This window comes from Marinospirillum insulare DSM 21763 (assembly GCF_000686905.1).
Classification (GTDB): domain Bacteria; phylum Pseudomonadota; class Gammaproteobacteria; order Pseudomonadales; family Halomonadaceae; genus Marinospirillum; species Marinospirillum insulare.
In genome coordinates this window covers 1-23,962 of record NZ_JMLW01000027.1, presented here as the reverse complement: position 1 = coordinate 23,962, position 23,962 = coordinate 1, and the positions used below count along the sequence as shown (strand labels likewise).

Genomic DNA, 23,962 nt, shown 5'->3' with positions numbered 1-23,962 from the left:
GAGGCAACATGCGTGTAACCACATCCACCAACTTAGTGTTTGATGACAGCGATCCCCGCTGCTTTGTTAAGTTAGAAACCGGCCAACACGGTAAACACTACGCCTTTGTGCAGTGTGTTGACGGCAACACCGGAGAGAAAAGCCGCTACTGGGGTATTTGGTGCCACCAAGAACAAGAAGCAGCCATGAAAGAAATACTTAACTGGGGCGGCAAATGGCCAAACCTACCTAAATAAAAGACTGCTATAAACTGCACCCACTAAAAAGCCACCTGCTAGAAGCTAGGTGGCTTTTTGGTTCAACTTATAATTTGTTACTTAATCGATATCACCAACCATCTCCTTAGGCAACTGATCAATAAAAGCGGAACATACAGTTTCCAGTTTTAAATAATCAGCTTGATTAACGGCTAGTTTTTGATCAACCCACAAGTAAACTGCTTCAAAATTAGTGTAAAAACTATCTACACCCAAATAAATTGCTATACCATAACCACGACGTACTTTAAGCCTAGCAATAAGATGGTTACCCATCAGACGTGCGTTAGGTGAAACCCAAATACGGCTTTTATTCATCTTCATTGGTAACCTCCAGTTCTCTAGCACTTTGTTGTAGCAAGGCTTCAAATGCACTGCCATCTCTACGGGTTAGATCAGGCACGTAGTGGCTATAAACCCTAAATAGCATTTCTGTATTTGAATGCCCTAATTGCCTAGCTATCCACTCTGGATTTTCACCTGCTGCTAACCACAGGGTTGCTGCTGTATGACGAGTTTCATAAGCACGACGTGGCTCTAATCCCAATATCATTAAAGTGGGATGCCAAACTCTACGGTTTACATTACGGTAATTTAAGGGTCCACCTTTACTGTCACAAAACACATATTCAGAGTGCCTTGCACTTAGTTGATACTGATGCTGCAAAGCTTCAAAAACACGGTCAGATATATGAATATTTCTGACTGAGCTAGTGGTTTTTGTTGTTTCTGTCTTGCCATCAACTAAAGCTTCTACAACACGAATTAACCGCTTATCTAGATCAACGTTTCTCCACCTGAGACCATCAATTTCACTAGTGCGCATTCCAGTAAAAAAGCGCACTATATAGTAATTTCTAAAGTCCATTCGTACAGAGTTAATAAAACGCCAAACATCAGTTAAGCTTAGAGGATGAACAACTGTTTTTACCTCCTTCAAGTTACGAATATTTTTATATGGGGTTTCAAATCCATACCTTTCTGCTGACTCTTCCAGTATCATGCGAAGTGGTATCATTATTTGATTTATCCGTGATGCTGACAGACACTTCTGATTTTCGAACTGAACTTTGGCGAGCGAGGCTCGAAAATCCAGAAGGTCTGACTTAGTTATTTTTTTAACTACTTGCCCACCAAAGTGTGGTTTCAAGTATTTGTTAAGTGTTGTTGTTACTTTTCTTTGATAAGTAGTCTTCCATTCAATTTTTTTCTCCTCATACCAAACTTCTGAAAATGCTGAAAAATTTGGGCAGCGTGATGTTGCTGCAATTTTACGATCCCTAAGCTCAGCAACTTCTTCTAAGCGCTTACTTTTCGGAAAGTACTTGGCATAGTCGAAAATACCAAGTGTAATTTCTGCCTCCATTTTATTGGCAAGCTCATTAAGCTGTTTCCTATTAGCCGGTGTATCAGGCAACACTGTCTGTTCACGGCAACGCATCCCCAAGTAACGAAAATCAATAACCAGTTTTCCCCGTCGTACATTAATTGAAGCCATTATTCTCTCCTATTGTAGACAGCCGATAAGGTGATCTGTGGAAGATGCCTTACACATATCCTTCTCAATTTGCTCCCAGAGGAAGAGAATTTTTCGACCCCCAAAAGGGCGGATGTAATGCACTCCCTCCATCAGCACACTGTCCTTCAATTGATTACGAATGGTTCGCACGTCATAACGAATACGTTGAGCAAGCTCTTTGGTAGTTAAATATGTTTGTGTCATAATCCCTCCAGTTATCTTTTACCTACAAGCAACATCTAAAACCTGCAACAGGTACTAAATACCCATAGCAGGTACTTTAACATCACAAATACTTATTGCAAGTACTTTTTACCTATAGAGGGTATTTATTTATGCTTAAGTGTCGTTTATCGATAATTCTTGGCGAAAAGAAAATAAACGTTGCTGAGTTATCAAGAGAGACAGGAGTAAACAAAAACACTCTCCACCGTCTTTATAATGAAACGGCAACTCGTGTCGAATTAGATGCTATAGCAAAAATTTGTACCTATTTAGATATAGAGGTAGGAGAGCTTTTTGTATTAGAAAAACGGTGACCAAAAGTGTTGGTCACCGTTTTTAAGCAGAATTGGAAATGTGAGGTTGTGTTCAGTTATTTTTGCATCAAAAAAGATTAGTCACCATTTGGTCACTTCTTGGTCACCACCTGGTTTTGTAGTGAAATAAGTAATTACTGTTTACTGCATAAACTCAAAAAAGAAGTGAAAAAAAATCTTGCTAAGCTAATGATTTATAAGCCATAAACGAAAAAACCAGCCCTAAGGCTGGTTCTTAAAATTTGGAGCGGGAAACGAGATTCGAACTCGCGACCCCAACCTTGGCAAGGTTGTGCTCTACCACTGAGCTATTCCCGCTTGGCGTCCCATAGGGGGTTCGAACCCCTGTTACCGCCGTGAAAGGGCGGTGTCCTGGACCACTAGACGAATGGGACAAATTAAAGCTTTAAAACATCACTAATACTGGCAATCTATTTGGAGCGGGAAACGAGATTCGAACTCGCGACCCCAACCTTGGCAAGGTTGTGCTCTACCACTGAGCTATTCCCGCTTGGCGTCCCATAGGGGGTTCGAACCCCTGTTACCGCCGTGAAAGGGCGGTGTCCTGGACCACTAGACGAATGGGACGTAAGTTGCTCCGTTCAGGATGGCGCGTATACTAAGCACTTGCTGAACTTATGTCAACTTACTTTTTCAATACTCTATTAATGGTCGCTATTTTTATAAGGCTTTCACTCTAGGCATTGTCATACCACCCTAGTTTGTAAGATACTTACCCACTTTAAGGTTTTTGCCTTGATCAAACAATTTGCCTGCAGGAGCAAGGAATGGTTATTGTTGCAGTTCTAGGCGGTATTTTTTTTATTGCCCTAATTATGGTGGTGATAGTTTATACACGCCAACAAAATGAAAAGAAGAAGATAGAACAACAGCGTAGAATTCGCATGTTGGCAGATCGCGGCCGCCAGGTGCAGCTACTCTTAGAAGAAATTCCACCGCATTATATCTCAGCAGATTTTAGAGTTTTTATCACTGAACAATGGCTTGAACTGCTCCAAGAGCAAGAGCAGCTTGGCTGTAAAGAAGCACGTATTAAGACTGAAACAGAAGCTGCACAAAATAAGTTACAGGAAATTCGTAGCAGCAATCAGCCCAAACCAGAACCCATTACAGACCTACAAACTGCCAATGGTGTGCGCCGCAACCTAAAGCAGCTAAATAAAATTATTATTGGGCTTTACCAAGAAAGAAAAATTGCCCACCGCATAGCTCAAACCTATATTAATGAAGTGAAGTTAGGTTTTACGCAAACGCTAGTGGAAGTGTTTAGAGCTTCTGCACGTAAAGCTGAAGCTGAAAACAATCACCGCATTGCTGTAGTGCACTATAAGCGTATTATGAGTGAGTTAAACCGCAATAACCCCAACGGGATTCACAACCAAACCCTGCTTGAATGCCGAGAGATAATCGCCAAGCTAGAAGAGCGCATAGCAGTTGAATCTGAGCATAACGACAACCAGTTAGCTTCCAGTGTAGATGAAATGATGGAAGGCGAAGAAAGCTGGAAGAAAAAGCAAGTTTACGATGACTAATACAAATAATGACTATTAATTGGTACCCCGGCCACATGCATAAAGCTCGCCGGGAAATTAAAAATGCTTTACCCGAAGTCGATGTCGTTATTGAAATGCTCGATGCTCGCCTACCTTTTTCTAGTGCTAACCCTGTACTAGCCAAATTAGCGCGCCACAAACCTGTTCTAAAACTTTTATCTAAAAGTGATTTAGCAGACCCAAATATAACCGCTGAATGGGTGGCTTACTTTAACGAGCAGGCTAACACTCGTGCTTTACCCATCGTTACTAGCGACATTAAAACACTTCAACCCATTGCGCGTACTTGCCAACAACTTGCTAGCCAAGTAAGGGAAAGTCGCTCGGTCAAAGCTTTAGTTATTGGCATTCCCAATGTTGGTAAGTCAACACTCATTAATAGCCTAGCTGGTAAAAAAATTGCCAAGGTAGGTAACGAGCCTGCAGTCACTAAACGTCAACAAAAAATACAGGTAGGTGAGCGCTTACAAATTACGGATACCCCAGGTGTACTTTGGCCCCGTATAGAACACGCCAGTAGCTCTTATCGCTTAGCAGCATCAGGCGCTATTCGTGATACAGCCATGGACTATGAAGACGTTGGTTTGTGGACAGCCGAAAACTTATTAGCGCGTTACCCAGAAGCAACCCAAGCTCGCTATAAGCTTAAGTCATTACCTACTAGCCCAGAAGAATTATTAAAAGAAATTGCCACCCGACGTGGTGGGCTGCGGGCAGGTGGCTTGGTTGATTTGCATAGAGCAAGTGAAGTTTTGCTACATGAGTTACGCGCCGGGTTAATTGGACGCATTTCTTTAGAAGGCCCCCTAGATATACCCGCTGAAACAGAAGAAGATAACCTTTTTAATGCAGATGAAGCTGAGTAGTATGCTGTCTAAACCTTTTGTACTAGTAGAATTAAATAAGCACCCTCGGCTGGAGTTAGTTAATGGGTAAATCTTCTGAGCGCCGCCGTTTTAGTTTAAAGTTAAAGCGTCAAAACCCTTGGTCACCTCCTTGGATGCCTGCAAGCCTTCGTGACTCGCTCAATAACAGGCACCACTCACGCGACTTTAATTTTGCACGCAGTGAATACCTACGCACTCGTGTACTCTTTGTGGCTATCGTTTTTTTCCTGCTTGCTCCCTTATGGATAGTTGTAGACTACCTACTACTACCTGAAGAAATGCTAACCAACCTAGTAGCCAGCCGTTTAATTCTTATGGCTTTGTTAGCCTTGGTTATTATTTCTGCCTTACGCAACAAGCACCAACTCAACAGAATTCGCAATACATTGGCTTTGCTCTTACTGCTTCCGGCTATTTTTTATTTTGCGCTGGTCATTTTTTATAGCGATAGAATGATTTCTTTGGTGGGCTATAATTTTATACCGCTACTGATTATCGCTTTTTTAAGTGTTTTTCCTTTAACCCTTATTGAAAGTTTAGGCATTGGCTTAACCGTTATAGGCATTCAGTTTTTTGCTTTAACAGAGCTAAATGAGCTAACCACTGCCTATGGTGGGCAAAACCTTGGGTTACTGGTTATAGTTCTTGCTATCTCCTTGTGGGCGAATCATTCACAAGTCAGTACACTACTTAGACTTTATCGCCAAGCTAGTATGGATAGCCTAACCCAACTATTAAACCGGGGTGTTTTGCTAGAGCAACTCAAACAGCTATGTGAATGCAGGGATGAGAAGCTAGAAGCAAATGACATTCCTGCCCCCATTACCTTGCTTATGTTTGATTTAGATAAATTCAAACGCATTAATGATACTTATGGCCACTCGGTTGGCGATCAAGTGCTGCAGGTATTTGCTCAGGTATTGCGTGATGAGCTTAGAAACAATGATTTAATCGCCCGCTACGGTGGCGAAGAGTTTATTGCTGTTTTACCTGGCACACCTAAAATAGACGCTATTCAAGTAGCAGAACGTATTCGTTTACAGTCTGAAAAAGCAACTGTAATCGCCCATGATGGTGAAGCTGTTAATTTCACTACCAGCATAGGTATTACCGAAATACGTTTTGATGAAACCCTTGATGCAGCACTCAATAGAGTTGATGCACGCCTTTATAAAGCCAAAAGCTTAGGCCGCAATCGCTATGTTGCCTATGATTCGCCAAAGCAAGAAGATACTTATAGCTACTTTTGATTCAAGAACACTCTGGAATTCCACTCATGCAAACTATTCGTAAATCCAACAAACTTCAGCACGTCTGCTATGACATACGCGGCCCTGTGTTACAGGAAGCAAAGCGCATGGAAGATGAAGGACACCGTATTCTTAAATTGAATATAGGTAACCCTGCACCTTTTGGTTTTGAAGCTCCCGATGAAATACTGCAAGACGTAATTCGTAACCTACCCACTGCTCAGGGTTACAGCGACTCCAAGGGGCTATATTCAGCTCGCAAAGCCGTTATGCAAGAGTGCCAAAGAAAAAATATTGCCAATGTAGGCATTGAAGATATTTACCTAGGTAACGGCGTAAGTGAACTGATTGTTATGGCCTTGCAAGGTCTACTAAACCATAAAGATGAAGTGCTAATACCTGCACCTGACTATCCTTTATGGACTGCTGCAGCTCGCCTAGCTGGTGGCAATGCGGTTCACTATATCTGTGATGAGCAAAGTGACTGGTTTCCAGACATAGAAGATATTAAAAAGAAAATTACCGACCGTACCCGTGCCATCGTTATTATTAACCCTAATAACCCTACAGGGGCACTCTACTCAGAAGAACTACTACAACAAATTATTGAGCTTGCTCGTGAGCATCAGCTAATTATCTTCTCAGATGAAATTTATGACAAGATTCTTTATGACGGAGAAGAGCACACCTCTATTGCTAGCCTAGCGGATGACATTTTATTTTGTACTTTTAATGGGTTATCTAAAAGCTACCGTGTAGCTGGCTTTCGTTCTGGCTGGATGATTCTTTCTGGTGCTAAACACTTAGCACAAGACTATCAAGAAGGTCTAACCATGCTGGCATCTATGCGCTTGTGTGCCAACGTGCCATCACAACACGCCATACAAACGGCTTTAGGTGGTTATCAGAGCATTAATGATTACATTCTGCCTGGTGGCCGCTTATTAGCTCAACGCGATAAAGCCTATGAATTAATTACTCAAATCCCAGGGGTTACTTGTACTAAGCCTAAAGGCGCTTTGTATATGTTCCCGCGCTTGGATCCAAAAAAGTTCAATATTCAAGACGATGAAAAGTTTACTTTAGACCTACTTCAGCAAGAAAAACTACTTGTTGTTCAAGGAACTGCATTTAACTGGACGCAGCCCGACCACTTTCGCCTAGTCACACTGCCTAGAGTTGACCAGCTAGAAGATGCAATTAGTCGCCTTGAACGCTTTTTATCACGCTACCGTCAGTAGCACTTGAAACCTCCAGCAAAAAGCCTCATCTAGTAGCTTGTAGATTAACTTAGGAGAAACACCCGAATGATGCGCATTGGTTTATTTTTACTAACCAACCTAGCTGTAATTGTTATAGCAAGCATTACGCTTAATTTACTGGGCGTAGGTAGTTACTTAGATGCTAGCGGTGGCTTAAACCTAACTAGCCTTCTAATCTTTTGCTTTGTGTTTGGTATGGCAGGCTCTGTGGTTTCTTTATTCCTTTCTAAATGGATGGCAAAAAGAAGCACACGCACACAAGTTATAACCCAGCCACGCAATCAGCAAGAGCAATGGCTAGTGCAAACTGTAGCAGAGCTAGCTAAAAAAGCCGGTATAGGCATGCCTGAAGTGGGCATTTTCCCATCGAATCAATCCAATGCTTTTGCCACTGGCTGGAACCGCAACGCAGCCCTGGTTGCTGTTTCTAGTGGGTTGTTACACCGTATGCGCCCTGAAGAAGTAAGGGCAGTACTGGCACACGAAATTGGCCACGTTGCTAATGGCGACATGATAACCCTTGCTCTAATTCAAGGTGTGGTGAATGCCTTTGTTATGTTCTTTGCGCGCATTATTGGCCATACAGTCGATAAAGTTATTTTCAAAAATGAAAACGAAGGGCATGGCATTGCTTTTTTTGTGACCACCATTATTGCCGAAATAGTTCTAGGCATACTCGCTTCAGCTATCGTTATGTGGTTTAGCCGCTTTCGTGAATACCGTGCCGATGAAGCAGGTGCACGCTTAGCAGGTTCCGGCGCGATGATTAACGCCCTACAGCGTTTAAAAGATGAACAAAACCTACCCAACGAAATGCCAGACACACTAACCGCTTTTGGAATCAACAAAGGACAGGCCACAAGCATGATCCAAAAGCTCTTTTCTAGTCACCCACCCTTGGATGATCGTATTAACGCTCTACGCAATAAGGCGTATACCTAAAATTGATTCGCTAGGGTAATATCAGGAAATTGCATCAATAAAAAAAGCTAGAAAATCACTTCTAGCTTTTTTTTAACCCTTTGAATGACTGGATTGTCATTTTTGGAGCGAAAATAATGATTAAGCTGAACACCATTGGTGGCCGTCTTTTATTGCTGCCTATCGCCGCCTTAACAGGCTTAGTTTTGCTGGCCTTAGTTGCACTGAATGCCCTAAACGCTACCTTAGTAAAAGAACGGGAAAGCCGTGTTGTAGCAGTGGTTGATCTTGCAAGTGGCGTTATCAACCATTATCAGTCTTTAGAAAGTTCAGGCAAGTTAAGCCGCTCCGAAGCACAGACTAGAGCAATGGACGCAATTAAATCACTTCGTTATGACCAGGTTGAATATTTTTGGATCAATGATTTAACCACCCCCATCCCTAAAATGATTATGCACTCCGCCTCTCCGGCTTTAGATGGCACTGTTTTAGATAAACCCAGTTTTCACTATGCGATTCTTTCGCGTAACCGAGATGGTAGCCAAGCAGAAGTTCTAGACAATAAAAATCTTTTTGTGGCCTTTGCAGAAACAGTCAAAAAATATGGCGCTGGTTTTGTTGAGTACCAATGGCCTAAAGCCATTGCTGGTGGTGGAGTAACCACAGAACGCTTTAAAAAGCTTTCTTATGTAGCAGGCAACGCTAGCTGGGGCTGGGTGGTCGGTTCAGGTATTTATATCGATGATGTCAGTGCGCAATTCTGGTCTTTAGCAAAACAAATCGGCCTTATGGGGCTAGCTATTATTATCGGTATTATGCTGTTATCAGCCTACATAAGGCGTTGGGTTCTTAAGCAACTAGGTGGTGAGGTTGCAGAAGCAAAACAGCTAGTACAAAAAGTTGCCGAAGGTGATTTCACTGGCTGTGAAGTCAGTAGTAAAGCCACACCAGAAAGTGTGATAGGCGCGGTAGACGCTATGGCCAAGCAGTTAGCCGAAATGATTCGAGGTATTAGTCAAATATCTAACAGTCTATCGAGTGCTTCCAGCCAACTGGCCTCAGTTGCACAAGAAAGCCATAGCACTCAAGACCAGCAAACCCAAGAAACTGACCAGGTTGCTATTGCTATTAATGAAATGAGTCATACTATTTTAGAAGTGTCTGAAAACGCACGCCAAGCATCCGATGCAGCCAATAAAACCGACGAGGCAGTCATAGCAGGTCGAGGCTCGGTTAATGATGCTGGCAAGGCAATAGCGCTTTTAGCTGAAAAAGTTAGCAACTCTACTGAGGTAATTCATAAGCTCAATGATGACTCGACCAATATTGGTGATGTGCTTAAAGTCATTCAAGATGTAGCCGAACAAACCAACCTTCTGGCTTTAAATGCTGCCATAGAAGCAGCCAGAGCGGGTGAAGCAGGGCGCGGCTTTGCAGTAGTAGCCGATGAAGTTAGAGGCCTAGCTAGCCGCACACAGCAAAGTGCTGAAGAAATTCATCGTATGATTAGCCTACTACAATCTGGTGCAGAGCAAGCCGTAACGGTTATGGATGCCAGCATTAAAGAAACTGAATCCACAGTTGCTGCCGCTAATGAAGCTGAAAAATCACTCGATTTAATTGCTACAGCTGCTGAGCATATTCGAGATATGAACCAACTCATAGCTTCTGCTGCTGAACAGCAATCTGCCGTTGCAGAAGAAATTAACCGCAATATAGTAACGCTGGTAGAGTTGTGTGTGAGTAGCTCTGCATCTACCAGCCAAACCCATGAAGCCAGCTTTGAATTAGAAAAGTTAGCCAAAGAACTCAATAGCCGCATTAAGCGCTTTAAAGTTTAATCTAACCTTTATATTTAGCCACTTAACTCAGAGTAAAACCCAGTGCCTTTAATGCACTGGCTTGCTCTGGGTTGGCTGCTTTAACCTTTAATGAAGAAAACTCACGTCTAATTGGGTAGTTTTTGCGTAACGCCTGATAAACACCTGCTGAGGCAGCATTAGTTTTTAATGCTTTTAATAAGCGCCAACTATCATTCAAAGGGTGATAACACAGGTGCGCAGCTCTCCTACAAGCTTCCTCCACTCCACAGGCTGTATCTAGGCTTAATAAATCGACTGGAGGCACTGGCAGTAATTCCGCTAGGGTAACTTCTGGCTCTATACCTAAATGCATACACCAAGCTTGATAGAGCATTTCGGTACCACGGCTTTTGCCTTCTAAACTATAACCAGCAATGTGTGGTGTCGCTAAAAGGCAGTGAGTTATTAGTTCTTGGTCTAAACTTGGTTCACCTTCAAACACATCTAACAACAACCAGGGCGCAGTTTTTTTCTTAATTTGGTTTTTTAATGCCTGTTGATCAACCACTCCACCCCTACCGGCATTTAATAAATACTTACCCTCTAATAAAGCTAACTCATCGACACCGACTAAGTGCTTGGTGGCAAACTCGCCTTTTGAGGTTAAGGGTGTATGTAAACAAACAATGTCTGCTTTTTGTAAAACATCATGCAAATCTAAAAAGCCTTTTTCACCCTTAATGGCTCTGGGTGGATCATTTAATAAAACCTTACAACCATACTGACTTAGCCTAGCAGCTAAACGACCGCCCACCTGGCCTACACCAACCACTCCAATCACTTTGTCTTTTAATTTAAAACCGTCTTCTAAAGCCAGCCATAACAAAGAAGCAACAACATAATCGACCACCGAGTTAGCATTACAACCGGGTGAACTGACAAATTTAATACCCTTAGTGTTTAGCCAAGCTTCATCAATGTGGTCAACTCCAATGGTTGCTGTACCAACAAATTTTACTTTACTAGCTTGAAGTAGCTGCTCATTAACCTGGGTAACCGAACGAACCAGCAGCCCATCCGCATCTTTTACATCGGCTGGTTTAATTTCACTTCCGGGGAGAAAGACAAGTTCAGCTGTTTTTCCAAAAAATGCTTCAGTAAAGGGAAGGTTCTCATCAACTATTAGACGCATGGGCTTTTTTCTCCGCAGGGTTTACAATCGCAACTTCGAATTATTATTTTATTAAGGATCTATCTTGATTCTACGTTGGGAAAAAGATCAGGACTATTATTTAGTCCATGTTCACCAAGATATGTTTGGCGACTGGTTAGTCACTAGAGCTTGGGGACAGTCTGGCACTCTTTATGGTGGTATTAAGCACACTCTGGTTGCTTCGCCTGAAGAAGCCGCGACCCTAGTTGATGATATACGCCACATACAAGAAAGCCGAGGCTATCATAAGGTGTTAGAAGCTAACAACCCAGACGATATCCCCGGCTCTATAAAAAGCACCATGAAAGATGAGCTACCTTTTCAAGATAGCTAACTTACATTTTCTGGCAAATTTTGTATCCAGCTAGCTAAACCTTCGGCACTAAAAGGCCAGCCTAGCTCTACACCACTAGGGCTGGCTATCACTGGAATACGCACACTATAACGTGCCATTAATAAGTCATCTTCTGCAATATCAACCAAAGCCAAACCTAAACCTTTAGCTAACCAAGGATTAAGCAAGGCCAAGGCCTCATCACATAAGTGGCAACCTTCCGTTGTATAGAGTGTTAAGTGCAGACCCTCTGCCATTTTACTTCCTTTACAAAATTGACTTAATAAAGCGGTGCAACCGCACCCTTATAAGTTGAGTTAATAAAGTTGCTTACTGCGGGGGTTTTTAATGCAGCAATCAGTTTAATTAAATCTGCATTGTTTTCGTTACCCTCTTTAACAACCAAAATATTAACATAGGGTGAATCTTTACCTTCAATAACCAAAGCATCACTTGCAGGGTTTAGGCCTGCTTCTAACGCATAGTTAGTATTAATAAGCGCCAAGTCTACTTGACCTAAAATACGTGGCAAAGTGGCTGCTTCTAGCTCTTTAAAACGTAACTTTTTAGGATTTTCAATAATATCACGTGGGGTTGCTGTCACGCCTGCTTCTGGATTAAGTTTAATTAAACCTGCTGTTTGCAGAAGTAAAAGTGCACGACCGCCGTTAGTGGCATCGTTAGGTATTGCTACTTGTGCACGCTCGGGTAGTTTATCTAAATACTTATGCTTGCTTGAGTAGGCGCCAAAAGGCTCAACGTGTACGCCTAGCACACTGACTAACTGAGTTTTACGGCTTTTATTAAACTCTGTTAAATAGGGCTGGTGCTGAAAAAAGTTAGCATCTAAACGGCCTTCGTTCACTTGCACATTAGGCTGCACATAATCAGTAAATACTTTTACATCTAGGGTAACGCCCTGCTTGGCTAACCTTGGTTTTAAAAATTCTAAAATTTCTGCATGAGGAACAGCCGTTGCAGCTACTTTCAAAGTGCCAGCCTGAGCAACACTAAAAGAGGCTTGAGCTGTAAAAGCTAAAGCAACTGCCAAGCCAGTGAATAGTTTTTTCATCTTACTTTTCCTTTCTAACAATTATTTACGAGAGTAGTGAACCACTAAGCGGTCACCCACCATTTGCAATAGTTGAACTAATACCAGTAAAAGCACCACGGTTACGACCATGACATCGGTTTGAAAACGCTGATAACCAAAGCGTATGGCTAAATCACCTAAACCACCCGCTCCTACCACACCTGCCATAGCAGTATAAGAAACGAGGGTAATGGCTGTTACGGTTGTAGCCGCTAGAATACCCGGTCTTGCTTCGGGTAACAAAGCACTAATAATTATTTGCTTAGTCGTTGCTCCCATTGCTTGGGTAGCTTCAATAATACCCCGGTCAACTTCTCTTAGCGCGGTTTCTACTAAACGTGCAAAAAAGGGTGTAGCACCCACAACTAAAGGAGGAATTGCGCCTGCCACGCCTAACGAAGTACCTGTAATCATTACCGTAAAAGGAATCATGACAATTAAAAGAATAATAAAAGGAAGAGAGCGTAATATATTGGTAATCAGCGATAAAACTGAGTACAAAGCTTTTTGATCAAACATTTGCTTAGGGCCAGTTAAAAATAACAACACACCCAAGGGTAGCCCTAAAACAACCGTAAATAGTAAAGAACCACCCAACATCATTAGCGTTTCAAAGCTTGCTAGCCAAATTTCGTACCAGTCTACATTAGCTAATAAATTATTCATGGTGGCCTTCCTCATAACGAACAACGTCTAAATGCACTTCAGCAGCAGCCAACATTTGCATAGCTTCTTCTAGTTTTTCACCTTTAAATGCAACTGTTAATTGGCCATAGGGCGCATTTTGAATACGATCAATTCTTCCCGATATGATTGAAAACTCTATAGCCGTTTGATAAGCAACCCTAGCCAGTAGAGGCTCGTAGGTGGCTTGACCTTGAAAGGTTAAACGCAAAATGCGTCCTTCCACTTCTGCCAAATTTTGTACTTGTTCATCTTCGTTCACCTGCTCTGCTTCATAAACAAAGCGTTTAGTGGTGGGATGCTGTGGATGCAAGAAAACATCTGCAACCTGACCCTGTTCAACAATAACACCACCATCCATAACCGCTACCTGATCACAAATGCGACGCACTACATCCATTTCATGGGTAATTAAAACTAGGGTTAGCCCTAAATCACGGTTAATTTCAGCTAAGAGTTCTAAAACCTGTCCTGTGGTTTGTGGGTCTAGCGCACTGGTGGCCTCGTCGCATAATAAAATACTTGGATCTGTGGCTAAAGCACGAGCTATACCCACACGCTGTTTTTCACCACCCGATAGTTGGGCTGGGTATTTCTTAGCGTGGTTTTCTAAACCTACCCTAGCTAGTAAGTCACTAACTTTTTTATTAATTTCACTTTTAGACAACTCACCTGCCAGCCTTAAAGGCAAGGCAACATTGTCTGCCACACTGCGTGAAGTGAGTAGATTAAAGTGCTGAAAAATCATACCCACTTTGCGGCGAAAACTACGCAAGCCACTAGCATCTAGCTGGGTAATGTCTAGTCCATCCACTTCAATTCGCCCTGCACTGGGTTCTTCTAGGCGGTTAATTAAGCGCATAAGCGTAGATTTACCTGCACCCGAATGCCCAATTAGGCCATAAATTTGTCCTGTAGGAATTTGCAAATCGGTTGTGTGCAAAGCTGTAATAGACTTCTTGCCTAATTGATAAGCTTTATTAACTTGGAAAAACTCGATCACCGGTCTAATACCTAAAATGAGAATCCCGGCACTCGGCCGGGATTAGGTTTTTATTTTCTAACGAAGTTTAGTCTTCGGCAGGTGTATCTTGATCTGCTTCAGGCTGATCATTTTCTGACAGCTCCACTGCATCTTCATCGAGTTCAGCATCTGGGTCTTCACCTATGTCCTGAACACGCACCGTACCACTCAGTTTTTCGTCGTCGGTTAAGCGAATCAGTGTAACGCCTTGAGTATTGCGAGAAGTAGTTGAGATTTCATCAACCCTTGTACGCACTAAGGTGCCACGGTTGGTAATTAGCATCATTTCTTCACCATCTTCAACCTGAATGGCAGAAACTAAACCACCGTTACGTTCACTACACTGCATGGCAATAACGCCCTGACCACCACGACCTCTTAAAGGAAACTCAGGTAAACGGGTACGTTTGCCGTAGCCATTTTCAGAAGCAGTTAGAATATAAATAGGACCAGACTCAACTGCAGCTTCTTCCTTGTCTGCTGATGTGGTTTCATCGGTTACAACTGCTTGTTGCTCAAGCACTTCTGCATCATCTGCTTCGTCTTCTAGGTCAGTATCTGCATCGATAACTGTTGAGCGAGGAATAATTAGGCTAATAACTTCGCCACCTTCTGGTAGGCGAATACCCCGCACACCACGTGCTGTACGACCCATGCTACGCACACGATCTTCTTCAAAGCGAATAGCTTTACCCGCACTGGTGAACAGCATAACGTGATCTGTACCGTGGGTAATAGCCGCACCCACTAGGTGATCGCCTTCATCTAGGTCTAAAGCAATTAAGCCGCTAGAACGAGGGCGAGAGAACTGGTCTAGACTGGTTTTTTTAACCGTACCGCGAGCCGTTGCCATAAAGATGTAGTGATCTTCACGGTATTCTGTGACGGGTAAAATGGTGGTGATTTGCTCGCCTTCTTCGAGTGGCAACAGGTTAACCAAAGGACGACCACGCGAACCACGGCTACCTGTGGGTATATCAAACACTCTTAACCAGTAAACTTTGCCGCGTGTTGAAAAGAGCATAATGGTAGCGTGAGTTGAGGCCACCAATAAGTGCTCTATAACATCTTCGTCTTTCATTGCGGTTGCCGATTTACCACGACCACCACGACGCTGAGCGCGGTAATCACTTAACGGCTGAGTTTTGGCATAACCGGTACGCGAAATAGTCACCACCATGTCTTCTTCAGCGATTAAGTCTTCCATAGAGAAGTCTTGGCGGCTGGCGATAATATCGCTTCGACGTGGATCAGCATACTCAGCACGAATAGCTGTAAGTTCTTCACGAATTAGCTGCATAAGTAATTCTGGGTCAGCCAAAATAGCCATATATTCAGCAATTTTTATCAGTAGCTCACGGTATTCACTTAGTAGCTTTTCATGCTCCATACCCGTTAAGCGGTGCAGGCGTAAATCTAAAATTGCTTGTGCCTGCACTAGAGATAAGCGGTAAACGTCTTGGTTTTCAGACATACCCAAACCTTTTTCAAGGTCATCGGGTTTACAAGCATCTGCACCAGCGCGTTCGAGCATTTCTACAACATTACCAGGTGCCCAATCACGCGCTAACAAACCTTCTCTAGCTTCCGCAGGTGAAGGAGAGGCCTTAATTAGCTCAATGATAGGATCAATATTAGCTAGCGCTATGGCTAAGCCTTCTAGAATATGCCCGCGCTCTTTGGCTTTACGTAATTCAAATACGGTACGGCGAGTAACCACTTCTTGGCGGTGACGAATAAAGGCTTCCAACATTTGCTTAAGGTTAAGCAGCATCGGCTGGCCATCACGCAAGGCAACCATGTTAATACCAAACACATTTTGCAAAGAGGTTTGGGTAAACAGGTTGTTAACTAGCACTTCAGGCGATTCGCCACGCTTCACTTCAACCACAATACGCATACCGTCTTTATCAGACTCGTCGCGTAGTTCAGCTATACCTTCTATTTTTTTCTCTTTAACCAGTTCAGCAATGCGCTCTATTTGCTTGGCTTTATTTAGCTGGTAAGGAATTTCAGTGAAAACAATCGCTTCACGGTTACCAATGGTTTCAAAATGGTGCTTGGCGCGCATGTAAATGCGGCCACGGCCAGTACGGTAGGCCTCAATAATACCCGCCTTACCATTGATAATGGCGCCAGTAGGAAAATCTGGACCAGGAATGTATTCCATTAGCTGGTCTATGGTTAAGTCTGGCTCATCAATTAAAGCCAAGCAGCCATCAACCACTTCACCCAAGTTATGGGGAGGAATATTGGTTGCCATACCCACCGCAATACCTGCTGAACCGTTCACTAGCAGGTTAGGTACACGGGTAGGCAATACTTCAGGAATTTTTTCGGTACCATCGTAGTTATCAACATAGTCGACGGTATCTTTTTCTAAATCTGCCAAAAGTGCATGGCTGATTTTGGTCATACGAATTTCGGTGTAACGCATGGCGGCAGCTGAGTCACCGTCTACCGAACCAAAGTTACCCTGACCATCAACCAGCATATAACGTAAAGAGAAAGGCTGCGCCATACGAACAATGGTGTCGTAAACCGCTGAGTCACCATGAGGGTGGTATTTACCGATTACGTCACCCACCACACGGGCAGACTTTTTATAGGGTTTGTTCCAGTCGTTATTCAGCTCATGCATGGCAAACAGCACACGGCGGTGAACTGGTTTAAGTCCATCACGCACATCAGGGAGTGCGCGTCCGACAATAACGCTCATGGCGTAATCTAGGTAGGACTGCTTTAGCTCGTCCTCAATATTAATCGGATGAATCTCTGAGGCGACTTCAGCCATACATCTTCGTCCTTCTTAGTTTTTGGATATTCAATCGATTATACCCTTTTTGTGCCCTGTAAGTCACTTTCACTTCGACTTACAGCCGCTTTTCAAACTACTTAGGGAAGATACGATCAGAAAGCTTCATGTAACCCGCTGCCGACTGCACTTGAATAATGTAAGCCAGGGCAACCAAGATAGCTGCTTCTGCCCCTGCTTCGCCAAAAGCAGTCATAGATAAGGCTAAAGCAATGGAAAGATTACGCATTACCGTACCGTAAACCAAAGCGATACCATTGCCCCTATCCAGCATTTTACGAGCAACTAAGGTGCTGACTAGGTAGTTAATTCCATAAAGCACTAATAAGGGTAGAAGTAGCTGCACTACTAGCGAAGGCGATGCTACTAAATCTGCACCTTTAAGTGCCATAGCCACAAAGACTATGCCCAACACACCCACACTAGAAAAAGGTGGGAACTTAGGTGCTAACTTTTTCTGAAAGGTTTCTTGCCCAAATTTACTCACCAAAAACTTGCGTGTTAACTGGGCAGCAACAAAAGGTAAAGCAATAAAGAACACAATTTGCTTAAACACTTCGCTTAGATTGATAGGTATTTCTGCACCCATTAAAAACTTCACATAAAAAGGCGTTAACGCAGAGCCTAACAGCAAGCCAACAATCGTAAGCTTAATGGCAGAAGGTACATTCCCTTTAGCAAAGCCTGTCCAAGAAATAGTCATGCCACTGGTCGGCAATAAAGCCGTTAACAGTAAGCCCAAAGCCAAGGCTGGCTGGTCTTTAAAAAACAACCAACCCAAGCCATAAGCAATAAAAGGAATACACAAAAAGTTAATGCCTATTGCCCATAGCTGTACGGCATTATTACCTGGTGCAACTAACTGCTGCACCTTAACACCCACCATCATGGGGTAAATCATTAGTAGAGTGAAAGGTATAATAAGCATGATTAATGATTGAGTTGGCAGGGTTAAACTAGCAACTAACCCCAAAACCAAAAATAGGGGAATGCTTAAACTTAAATTTTTACTTAACCAAGTGATAAATTTCATAAAGCACCTTTAAACCAATATAAGAACTAGCTAATAGAATACATGAATTAACCTAGCAATGTGATACATTAGCCACTTTTAATCTATAGAGATCTTGTTATGCTTCCCTTACCCGTGTGGGGCTTGGCACTTGGCCAGGCACTACTGATTAGTGGCAACATCCTACTTGTTTCTGTTACCGCTTTAATTGGTCAGCAAATTGCACCTTCAGCCAGCTTAATTACCCTACCTGTTGCCTTACAGTTTTTAGGCCTTATGGGGGTTACTTTGCCTGCTGCGCATTTAATGCGTTGGCTAGGTAGAAAAATCGGCTTTTTAATGGGAAATATTATTGGAGTGGCCGGTGCTATTTTAGCCTACAACTCACTAGTCATAGAAAGTTTTGCCCTATTTTGTTTAAGCACCTTTTTACTAGGTATGGCAATTGGTGTGGGGCAGCAGTACCGCTTTGCTGCGGTAGAGTCTTGCCAACCACAACAAAGCGCTCGTGCTATTGCCTTGGTTATGGGTGGTGGTGTGTTAGCCGCCGTGTTAGGGCCTAACCTAGCCGTTTGGTCACAAGGCTTCTTTCCTAGTAGTGAATTTATTGGTGCTTTTGCTGTTTTAGTGGGCCTGTATGTTTTCACCATGCTATTGATTGTTTCACTGCCGTTAAAAAAACCTTCGGCTGCTGAACAGCAAAAAGGTGGGCGCAGCTATGCACAACTTTTACGCCAACCTATACTAGTTGCAGCGGTTGCCTCGGGCAGTATTGGTTACGGCATTATGGTGCTAGTCATGACCGCCACCCCCCTAGCCATGAAAAACTTAGGTTATGAATTTAGTGATATAGCCAGCATTATTCAGTGGCACGTTTTAGGTATGTTCTTGCCATCTTTTATTACTGGTCGTTTAATTACCCGCTTTGGCACCGTTCCTATTATTCAACTCGGTTGTGCTTTGCTACTTTTCTGCGTGCTTGTTGCTCAACTCGGTACTAGCTATTGGTTCTTCTGGGTGGCTTTGGTGGCTTTAGGTGTGGGTTGGAACTTTACTTTTATCGGTGCAACTTCATTATTAACCCTTACCTACCTGCCCAATGAAAAAGCTAAAGTTCAAGGCATGAATGACTTCTTAGTTTTTGGTTTTTCAGCCGCTGGGGCTTTATTAGCAGGTCACTTACAACACTGGTTAGGTTGGGAAATGTTAAACCTAGTAATGCTACCACCCATTGCTTTTGCCATGTGGGTGGTGTGGATAAGTAGACGTAGCCATAAGCGCAACGCAGCGAGTTCAGCTTAATCTTCTAGCGGTTTTTCAGGGAACAGATAAAACCGCTGCTCTACTCCCGCTTCAACATAAGGCTGGTTTAACCTTTCTTTTAGATAGTCTTGCCTAGCTGCAAATAAAGGCCGTGTTTTTTCTTCTAACTCTTTAGCTAGCTCTAGTTTCCAAGCGCCTAAGCTTTCTTTTAACCCTAAAGCTTTGTCTTCTCTGTAAAGCAGCTCTTCTGCTTTTAATAAAGCCCAATCGGTTGTTATAAAAATAGTGAAGGTAGCAATACCAGCAACAAGCGCACCTGGGCCAGTTGGTGCAGCGGCGGCGGTTGCTGTTCCACTTGCTGCCATAGCTGCTGCTAAACGCGGTGTTAGCCTAGCAACATAAGCTAGGGTAATTCGAGTGGCGGAACGCACTGCCGTTGTTTGCATTATTCGGCTAGTCATCGCTCTTGCAGCGGGCAAAGCCAACATACCCGCCCCCACTGCGACAGACAGCCCAGCACTTTGTTGCCAACGCACTTTATCTGTTGCTGGCAAGGTAATTTCTGGCATAAAAGCTTGATCTAAATTAAGCGTAAAAATAGCCGCTGATTCATCCACATTTGCCTGGCGATTAATAAATTTTTCATGCAAGCTGGTTTGTAGTGTTTTTAGCTGCTCTTCTTGTTGAGCCATTAAGCGAGTTTGAAAAGCTTGGGTGTAGTTTTTACCCAGCTGCTCTAAAGCCAATTCAAAACCTGAATTAACAAAAACCACTTGGTGGAACTGCTTTTCTAACTGCTCGGGAAGATTACCTTTAAGCGCGTAAAATAAGCGTAAATAAGAACCTGGCAAGGAGTAGTACCAATCTAAATAGTTTTCTACTCCTTCTTCAGACAAAGCAAAAAGCGCATCTAATTGTTCATCTGCCCAAGCATTCATACTTTCAGCTAAAAATGCTTGGTCTGCTGTCGAAAAGTGCCTTAACTCTTGGTTTAAAGCATCTAGGCTAGACCCATCTAATAAAAGGGTTTCACCTTTAATAATTAATTTATAGACCTGCGAATTGGCTAGCTGCTGATCGATTAAACGTAATGCATGGCTAAAAGTAGCAAAGACTAACCAAGCAATAATAAAGGCCGCTAACAAAGACCCAAAACTAGGTAGCCTTGGTTTTGATTCACTTCTCATGCTTCACCTTTAGGTCGATTGACATCCGGTCGAATAAAAAATGTACCGAGGTTAAGAGCTGCACCCAAGCCATACAAAAAGCAGCTTGTAATGCAAAAATACCCGCCCAAGCAAAAACACCTAACCAGCCTGAAGTATCATGATTACCCAAGGTGTTCTGCAATAACCACTGCCAAGTAATATCTAGGGTTTGGCTTAATCTTATTAATAAAGATAGCACACCCTCTTCACCTTGCATTGGCAACTGCATTAGTAGGGCTTCTGTCCAGTTAAGGCCAATTAACCAAGGCTGAGAAACCTGCAAACGCACCAAAAGCATTAAGCCCACCAGCAAAGCTGTAGTAATAAAAACACTCAGCCTTCTAACCAAAACCATAAAGTAGGTTGCTTGTGCTGAGTTATGTAACAGGCGTTGAGCCAGCCATTCAACAGCAGCTAAAAGCAATAAACTAAACAATAATAACCACCAAACCCAAGCTTCAGCAGTTAAGAGTTGTAATAACAAAAACAAACTTAAAAAAAGCGCCAGCAATAACTGCCAAGCCTTGCCTAAAAAACCTAGCTGCAGTTTTTGCTGCCAAAAAGATTCACTTTTTAAATACTGAGCCAACCAAACCCTACGTTTTGTTGCACCTACCTCTATACGGGTTAAATAAACAAGCCAACTAACCCCAACCCAAATAGGAACCAGACTTGCTTGAATAGCAGCCATAGGTAAATTTACCCAAGCTATTAAAACCAACAGCAAGCCTAAGCGTAGAGAAAAAAATTTTAGCAGCATGCCTGCGTACCATTAAATACAAAAACGTTTAAATACTTCTTCTAGGTTATCTAAAGCGAAGCATTCTTGCTGCACTTGATAACCTGAACAGTTAATTTTTTGTAGCAGGTGGTGAGTTTTATCGGCCAACACCTGTGGCTTAAAACGTTTTTGTTGGCGCTTTACTTCAACAACCAAAATGCGCTTTTCTAAATCATTAATAGCCACAATATCTGTTTCGTTTTCACCTTTATTATCCCAATAACTACCAATACGGTTAAATTGCTGGGATTTTTTTAAGGCAGCAGTAAATAAACTTTCTAGCTGCTTGCCAGAAAAAGTAGCAAAGTCACGATCAATTAGAGCTTGAATATAAGTGTAGTTTTCCATTTCTACAGCACTACGATTGGCATGAATAAAGTAAAACCAGAACACCAAAAAAGGATCAACCAACGAATAACGTATATCGCGTGAGTTTTCTTTGGCATGTATAGGGCGATGCTTAGCAATAATATCAAATTCGTTTTCCAGCTTTTCTAACATAGGCCCAACGCCTGCTCCCACATAGCTTTCAATGCGCGAGCGAGTGGTATGGCCAATAGCGATAGCAGCAAGAATACTGAAATAACTACGATGCTCACTACCAAAATCTTCTACTAGCCGATGTAACCCTTCTTCAATTAAAGGTGATGAAGACGAAATTAAATGCTGGAAAGGTTTTTCACCCGCTTGCAGTAGCCATTCTAAATATTTGGGAATACCACCAGACAAACACCACCATTGCAGCAAACGTTCAGGTGTAAACAAGCCATTATCTAGCTGTATTTCCTGAATGTATTGCGGGGCTAAAGGCTGTATTTTAAAAAAGTAGTCATCACGGTTAAGCAGCGGTTGTTTATCACCTTTAAAAAGCTTAGTCATTAAACTGTAAAGCGAACCACAGCAAACCCAATGCAGTAAAGTTTCGCGCTTGTTACTGTCCCACAGGTTTTGCAAACCAGAAAATATGCCTGGGTCTAAACGCTCTATATCCTGAAACTCATCAACCACTAAAGTAAGCGGGTTGGTTTTAGCATAATCAAAAATGTAGTCAAAAATATCCAGTAAACGTGTAGGTTTAAAAAACTTAGCATTAAGTTGAATGCGTAAAATATTGGCAAACTCATCAACTAAGGCACTTTCGCTTTTGCGGCTAATAAATAGATACAAGAAAGGTGTGTTGCTAAAGGCTTCCTTTAATAAACGGGTTTTGCCCACTCGTCTACGGCCTACCACAACCGATAATTGGCCTTTGCTTTGGTTAAGCTTGCCGCTAATTGCGCGTAATTGTGCTAGTTGTTCTTCACGGTTGTAGAATTTTTGCATGGCTAACCTATTGACTGAATACTAGTGTACTGATTACTACTGTACTAATCAGTACACTAAAAAGCTAGCTGCAAGGGCATTTAAAATTAGCTTTTTATTTCAAGGCGCAACTGAGCAACTTCATCAACTTTAAGATCGAACACTTCAGCTATCTGCTCGTCTGTAAGAAGTTTTTGAATAATTAACTGACGAATTGCTTTCAGCTGCTTTTGTTCAGCTTCACGCTTACCCTGCTCGATTCCTTGTTCAAGCCCTTGCTTTATTCCATACTGCTCAACAAAGTTTATGTAAGGCATTTTTAATTCCTCTTCTACTGCTTTAATGGCTTCAACTAGTCGGCCTTCGAGTGTTTCAGGTAGCTGGATCATCCAGCCAATAAAATTAAATAACTCGATCACCTGCTCACGGCTGTAACCGCGATGGTAAAGTGAGCGAGTTAAACCTAACCTAAAATCAAAAAGGCCTTCGCTATTTCCTTCTTCCGTGCCATCTTGGTAATAAACTTTAACCAGTTTATCGGTATAGCGACGACCTGTTTTGGCATCAACAGTAATTTTCTCTAATTCACCATCAAGAAACTCATAACCCTTGCTCCAATACACTTGGTTATAAATGGCTGGAAACAACAGCTCAAGAAACTCTTTGAAATAGCGCTCTAAAACGGCTTTCCATGCGCCATCGTAATCGGAACGAATATTTTTATTGTGACTAGCATCTAGGGCATTCATATCAACTCCTTTTAAAGATGATTGCTTTAGCCTAGCTTAGTTTAGCTAAACTTCTATAGGGGTGGCTCAGTAAGGTCGTAGGGGCAACAACCCAAAACTGAGCCACTATCCATTAGCAAGACAGCAAGCACAACCATCGTTGTAGAGAAAAGCGAAGTGCAAGTTACACCTTGCTACACATCTTCAAACCGGCATAGGAAACACCCCCACGGTCGTGGGGAAGACCTAGCCACATGCTGTATGTAGCTTTCTGTGTCGGAAGCACCCCCACGGTCGTGGGGAAGACATGCGCGTCACGATGAAGCCGGTTTTTTAAGTAGAAACACCCCCACGGTCGTGGGGAAGACAGAACAGCTCGAGAATGAACCGGCCAACTCTAAGAAACACCCCCACGGTCGTGGGGAAGACCTAATCAGTAATCTAATCCGAATCGGTACCGTGGGAAACACCCCCACGGTCGTGGGGAAGACAAC

24 protein-coding genes and 4 tRNA genes are annotated in these 23,962 nt (G+C 42.7%); 10 read left to right on the top strand and 18 right to left on the bottom strand.

The window, feature by feature from the left end; translation table 11 throughout:
• Positions 1–8 precede the first annotated feature (8 nt).
• Positions 9–236 carry a hypothetical protein gene (locus BP27_RS0110945; RefSeq protein WP_027851588.1) on the top strand — a complete coding sequence of 76 codons (228 nt, stop codon included), beginning with the start codon at positions 9–11 and terminating at the stop codon, positions 234–236.
• Positions 237–317: 81 nt separating this feature from the next.
• Here BP27_RS0110945 and BP27_RS16050 read toward each other — a convergent pair whose 3' ends face one another.
• From BP27_RS16050 to BP27_RS0110930, 3 genes are read right to left on the bottom strand one after another with little or no spacing between them, the layout of a single operon-like run.
• Positions 318–581: a hypothetical protein gene (locus tag BP27_RS16050; RefSeq protein ID WP_036240114.1), complete on the bottom strand. Its 264-nt coding sequence runs from the start codon at positions 579–581 to the stop codon at positions 318–320.
• Positions 568–1,755: an Arm DNA-binding domain-containing protein gene (locus tag BP27_RS0110935; RefSeq protein WP_027851587.1), complete on the bottom strand. Its 1,188-nt coding sequence runs from the start codon at positions 1,753–1,755 to the stop codon at positions 568–570. Before BP27_RS0110935 ends, BP27_RS16050 begins: the two co-directional genes overlap by 14 nt.
• A gap of 9 nt (positions 1,756–1,764) precedes the next feature.
• Positions 1,765–1,980: a hypothetical protein gene (locus BP27_RS0110930; RefSeq protein WP_027851586.1), complete on the bottom strand. Its 216-nt coding sequence runs from the start codon at positions 1,978–1,980 to the stop codon at positions 1,765–1,767.
• 131 nt (positions 1,981–2,111) lie between these two features.
• Between BP27_RS0110930 and BP27_RS0110925 the strand changes: the two genes are divergently transcribed.
• On the top strand, positions 2,112–2,315 hold the full coding sequence (locus tag BP27_RS0110925; RefSeq protein ID WP_027851585.1) for a helix-turn-helix domain-containing protein: 204 nt from the start codon (positions 2,112–2,114) through the stop codon (positions 2,313–2,315).
• Positions 2,316–2,558: 243 nt separating this feature from the next.
• On the opposite strand, the gene BP27_RS0110920 is transcribed toward BP27_RS0110925, so the two are convergent.
• The 4 genes from BP27_RS0110920 to BP27_RS0110905 form a co-directional block, all read right to left on the bottom strand.
• Positions 2,559–2,633, bottom strand: a tRNA-Gly gene (locus tag BP27_RS0110920).
• Between the two features lies 1 nt (position 2,634).
• Positions 2,635–2,710: transfer RNA gene (locus BP27_RS0110915), tRNA-Glu, on the bottom strand.
• 41 nt (positions 2,711–2,751) lie between these two features.
• Positions 2,752–2,826, bottom strand: a tRNA-Gly gene (locus BP27_RS0110910).
• Between the two features lies 1 nt (position 2,827).
• Positions 2,828–2,903, bottom strand: a tRNA-Glu gene (locus tag BP27_RS0110905).
• Positions 2,904–3,103: 200 nt separating this feature from the next.
• Here BP27_RS0110905 and BP27_RS0110900 point away from each other — a divergent pair.
• The 6 genes from BP27_RS0110900 (at position 3,104) to BP27_RS0110875 (ending at position 10,050) form a co-directional block, all read left to right on the top strand.
• Complete coding sequence (locus BP27_RS0110900) at positions 3,104–3,868, top strand: hypothetical protein (RefSeq protein ID WP_027851584.1); 765 nt, start codon at positions 3,104–3,106, stop codon at positions 3,866–3,868.
• A gap of 8 nt (positions 3,869–3,876) precedes the next feature.
• Positions 3,877–4,755: a ribosome biogenesis GTPase YlqF gene (gene ylqF / locus BP27_RS0110895; RefSeq protein ID WP_036240113.1), complete on the top strand. Its 879-nt coding sequence runs from the start codon at positions 3,877–3,879 to the stop codon at positions 4,753–4,755.
• Positions 4,756–4,817: 62 nt separating this feature from the next.
• A complete protein-coding gene (locus tag BP27_RS16045; protein WP_051610527.1) occupies positions 4,818–6,026 on the top strand; it encodes a GGDEF domain-containing protein in 1,209 nt (402 codons plus the stop codon).
• A gap of 26 nt (positions 6,027–6,052) precedes the next feature.
• Positions 6,053–7,267 (top strand): pyridoxal phosphate-dependent aminotransferase, encoded by a 1,215-nt coding sequence (locus BP27_RS0110885; protein WP_027851582.1) that lies wholly within the window; start codon positions 6,053–6,055, stop codon positions 7,265–7,267.
• A gap of 66 nt (positions 7,268–7,333) precedes the next feature.
• On the top strand, positions 7,334–8,230 hold the full coding sequence (gene htpX / locus BP27_RS0110880; protein WP_027851581.1) for a protease HtpX: 897 nt from the start codon (positions 7,334–7,336) through the stop codon (positions 8,228–8,230).
• Positions 8,231–8,346: 116 nt separating this feature from the next.
• Positions 8,347–10,050 (top strand): methyl-accepting chemotaxis protein, encoded by a 1,704-nt coding sequence (locus tag BP27_RS0110875; protein WP_027851580.1) that lies wholly within the window; start codon positions 8,347–8,349, stop codon positions 10,048–10,050.
• A gap of 22 nt (positions 10,051–10,072) precedes the next feature.
• Here the strand turns inward: BP27_RS0110875 and BP27_RS0110870 are convergent, their stop codons facing one another.
• Positions 10,073–11,203, bottom strand: coding sequence for a 4-phosphoerythronate dehydrogenase (locus BP27_RS0110870; protein WP_027851579.1), 1,131 nt, complete (start codon positions 11,201–11,203; stop codon positions 10,073–10,075).
• 64 nt (positions 11,204–11,267) lie between these two features.
• Here BP27_RS0110870 and BP27_RS16040 point away from each other — a divergent pair, with 64 nt between their 5' ends.
• On the top strand, positions 11,268–11,558 hold the full coding sequence (locus tag BP27_RS16040; RefSeq protein ID WP_051610526.1) for a WGR domain-containing protein: 291 nt from the start codon (positions 11,268–11,270) through the stop codon (positions 11,556–11,558).
• On the opposite strand, the gene BP27_RS0110860 is transcribed toward BP27_RS16040, so the two are convergent.
• The 6 genes from BP27_RS0110860 to BP27_RS0110835 form a co-directional block, all read right to left on the bottom strand.
• Positions 11,555–11,815 carry a glutaredoxin family protein gene (locus BP27_RS0110860; RefSeq protein WP_027851578.1) on the bottom strand — a complete coding sequence of 87 codons (261 nt, stop codon included), beginning with the start codon at positions 11,813–11,815 and terminating at the stop codon, positions 11,555–11,557. The two genes, BP27_RS16040 and BP27_RS0110860, sit on opposite strands and share 4 nt — an antisense overlap.
• 23 nt (positions 11,816–11,838) lie before the next feature.
• A complete protein-coding gene (locus tag BP27_RS0110855) occupies positions 11,839–12,630 on the bottom strand; it encodes a MetQ/NlpA family ABC transporter substrate-binding protein (RefSeq protein WP_027851577.1) in 792 nt (263 codons plus the stop codon).
• Positions 12,631–12,651: 21 nt separating this feature from the next.
• Positions 12,652–13,317, bottom strand: a complete 666-nt coding sequence (locus BP27_RS0110850; RefSeq protein WP_027851576.1) for a methionine ABC transporter permease — start codon at positions 13,315–13,317, stop codon at positions 12,652–12,654.
• Positions 13,310–14,338 (bottom strand): methionine ABC transporter ATP-binding protein, encoded by a 1,029-nt coding sequence (locus BP27_RS0110845; protein WP_027851575.1) that lies wholly within the window; start codon positions 14,336–14,338, stop codon positions 13,310–13,312. The genes BP27_RS0110850 and BP27_RS0110845 overlap by 8 nt, the downstream gene beginning before the upstream one ends.
• Before the next feature lie 67 nt (positions 14,339–14,405).
• The gene (gene gyrA, locus BP27_RS0110840) at positions 14,406–17,153 is read right to left on the bottom strand and encodes a DNA gyrase subunit A (RefSeq protein WP_027851574.1); all 2,748 of its coding nucleotides are present in this window, start codon (positions 17,151–17,153) and stop codon (positions 14,406–14,408) included.
• Between the two features lie 97 nt (positions 17,154–17,250).
• A complete protein-coding gene (locus BP27_RS0110835) occupies positions 17,251–18,207 on the bottom strand; it encodes an arsenic resistance protein (RefSeq protein ID WP_027851573.1) in 957 nt (318 codons plus the stop codon).
• Between the two features lie 99 nt (positions 18,208–18,306).
• Between BP27_RS0110835 and BP27_RS0110830 the strand changes: the two genes are divergently transcribed.
• Positions 18,307–19,488 carry an MFS transporter gene (locus tag BP27_RS0110830; protein ID WP_027851572.1) on the top strand — a complete coding sequence of 394 codons (1,182 nt, stop codon included), beginning with the start codon at positions 18,307–18,309 and terminating at the stop codon, positions 19,486–19,488.
• On the opposite strand, the gene BP27_RS0110825 is transcribed toward BP27_RS0110830, so the two are convergent.
• The 4 genes from BP27_RS0110825 to BP27_RS16805 all read right to left on the bottom strand — a co-directional run bounded on the left by BP27_RS0110825 (position 19,485) and on the right by BP27_RS16805 (position 23,489).
• A complete protein-coding gene (locus tag BP27_RS0110825) occupies positions 19,485–20,636 on the bottom strand; it encodes a hypothetical protein (protein WP_027851571.1) in 1,152 nt (383 codons plus the stop codon). The two genes, BP27_RS0110830 and BP27_RS0110825, sit on opposite strands and share 4 nt — an antisense overlap.
• The gene (locus BP27_RS0110820) at positions 20,626–21,417 is read right to left on the bottom strand and encodes a hypothetical protein (RefSeq protein WP_027851570.1); all 792 of its coding nucleotides are present in this window, start codon (positions 21,415–21,417) and stop codon (positions 20,626–20,628) included. Before BP27_RS0110820 ends, BP27_RS0110825 begins: the two co-directional genes overlap by 11 nt.
• A gap of 12 nt (positions 21,418–21,429) precedes the next feature.
• Positions 21,430–22,761: an ATP-binding protein gene (locus BP27_RS0110815; RefSeq protein WP_027851569.1), complete on the bottom strand. Its 1,332-nt coding sequence runs from the start codon at positions 22,759–22,761 to the stop codon at positions 21,430–21,432.
• An 86-nt stretch (positions 22,762–22,847) separates the two neighbouring features.
• Positions 22,848–23,489: an RpnC/YadD family protein gene (locus BP27_RS16805; protein WP_051610525.1), complete on the bottom strand. Its 642-nt coding sequence runs from the start codon at positions 23,487–23,489 to the stop codon at positions 22,848–22,850.
• Positions 23,490–23,962 lie beyond the last annotated feature (473 nt).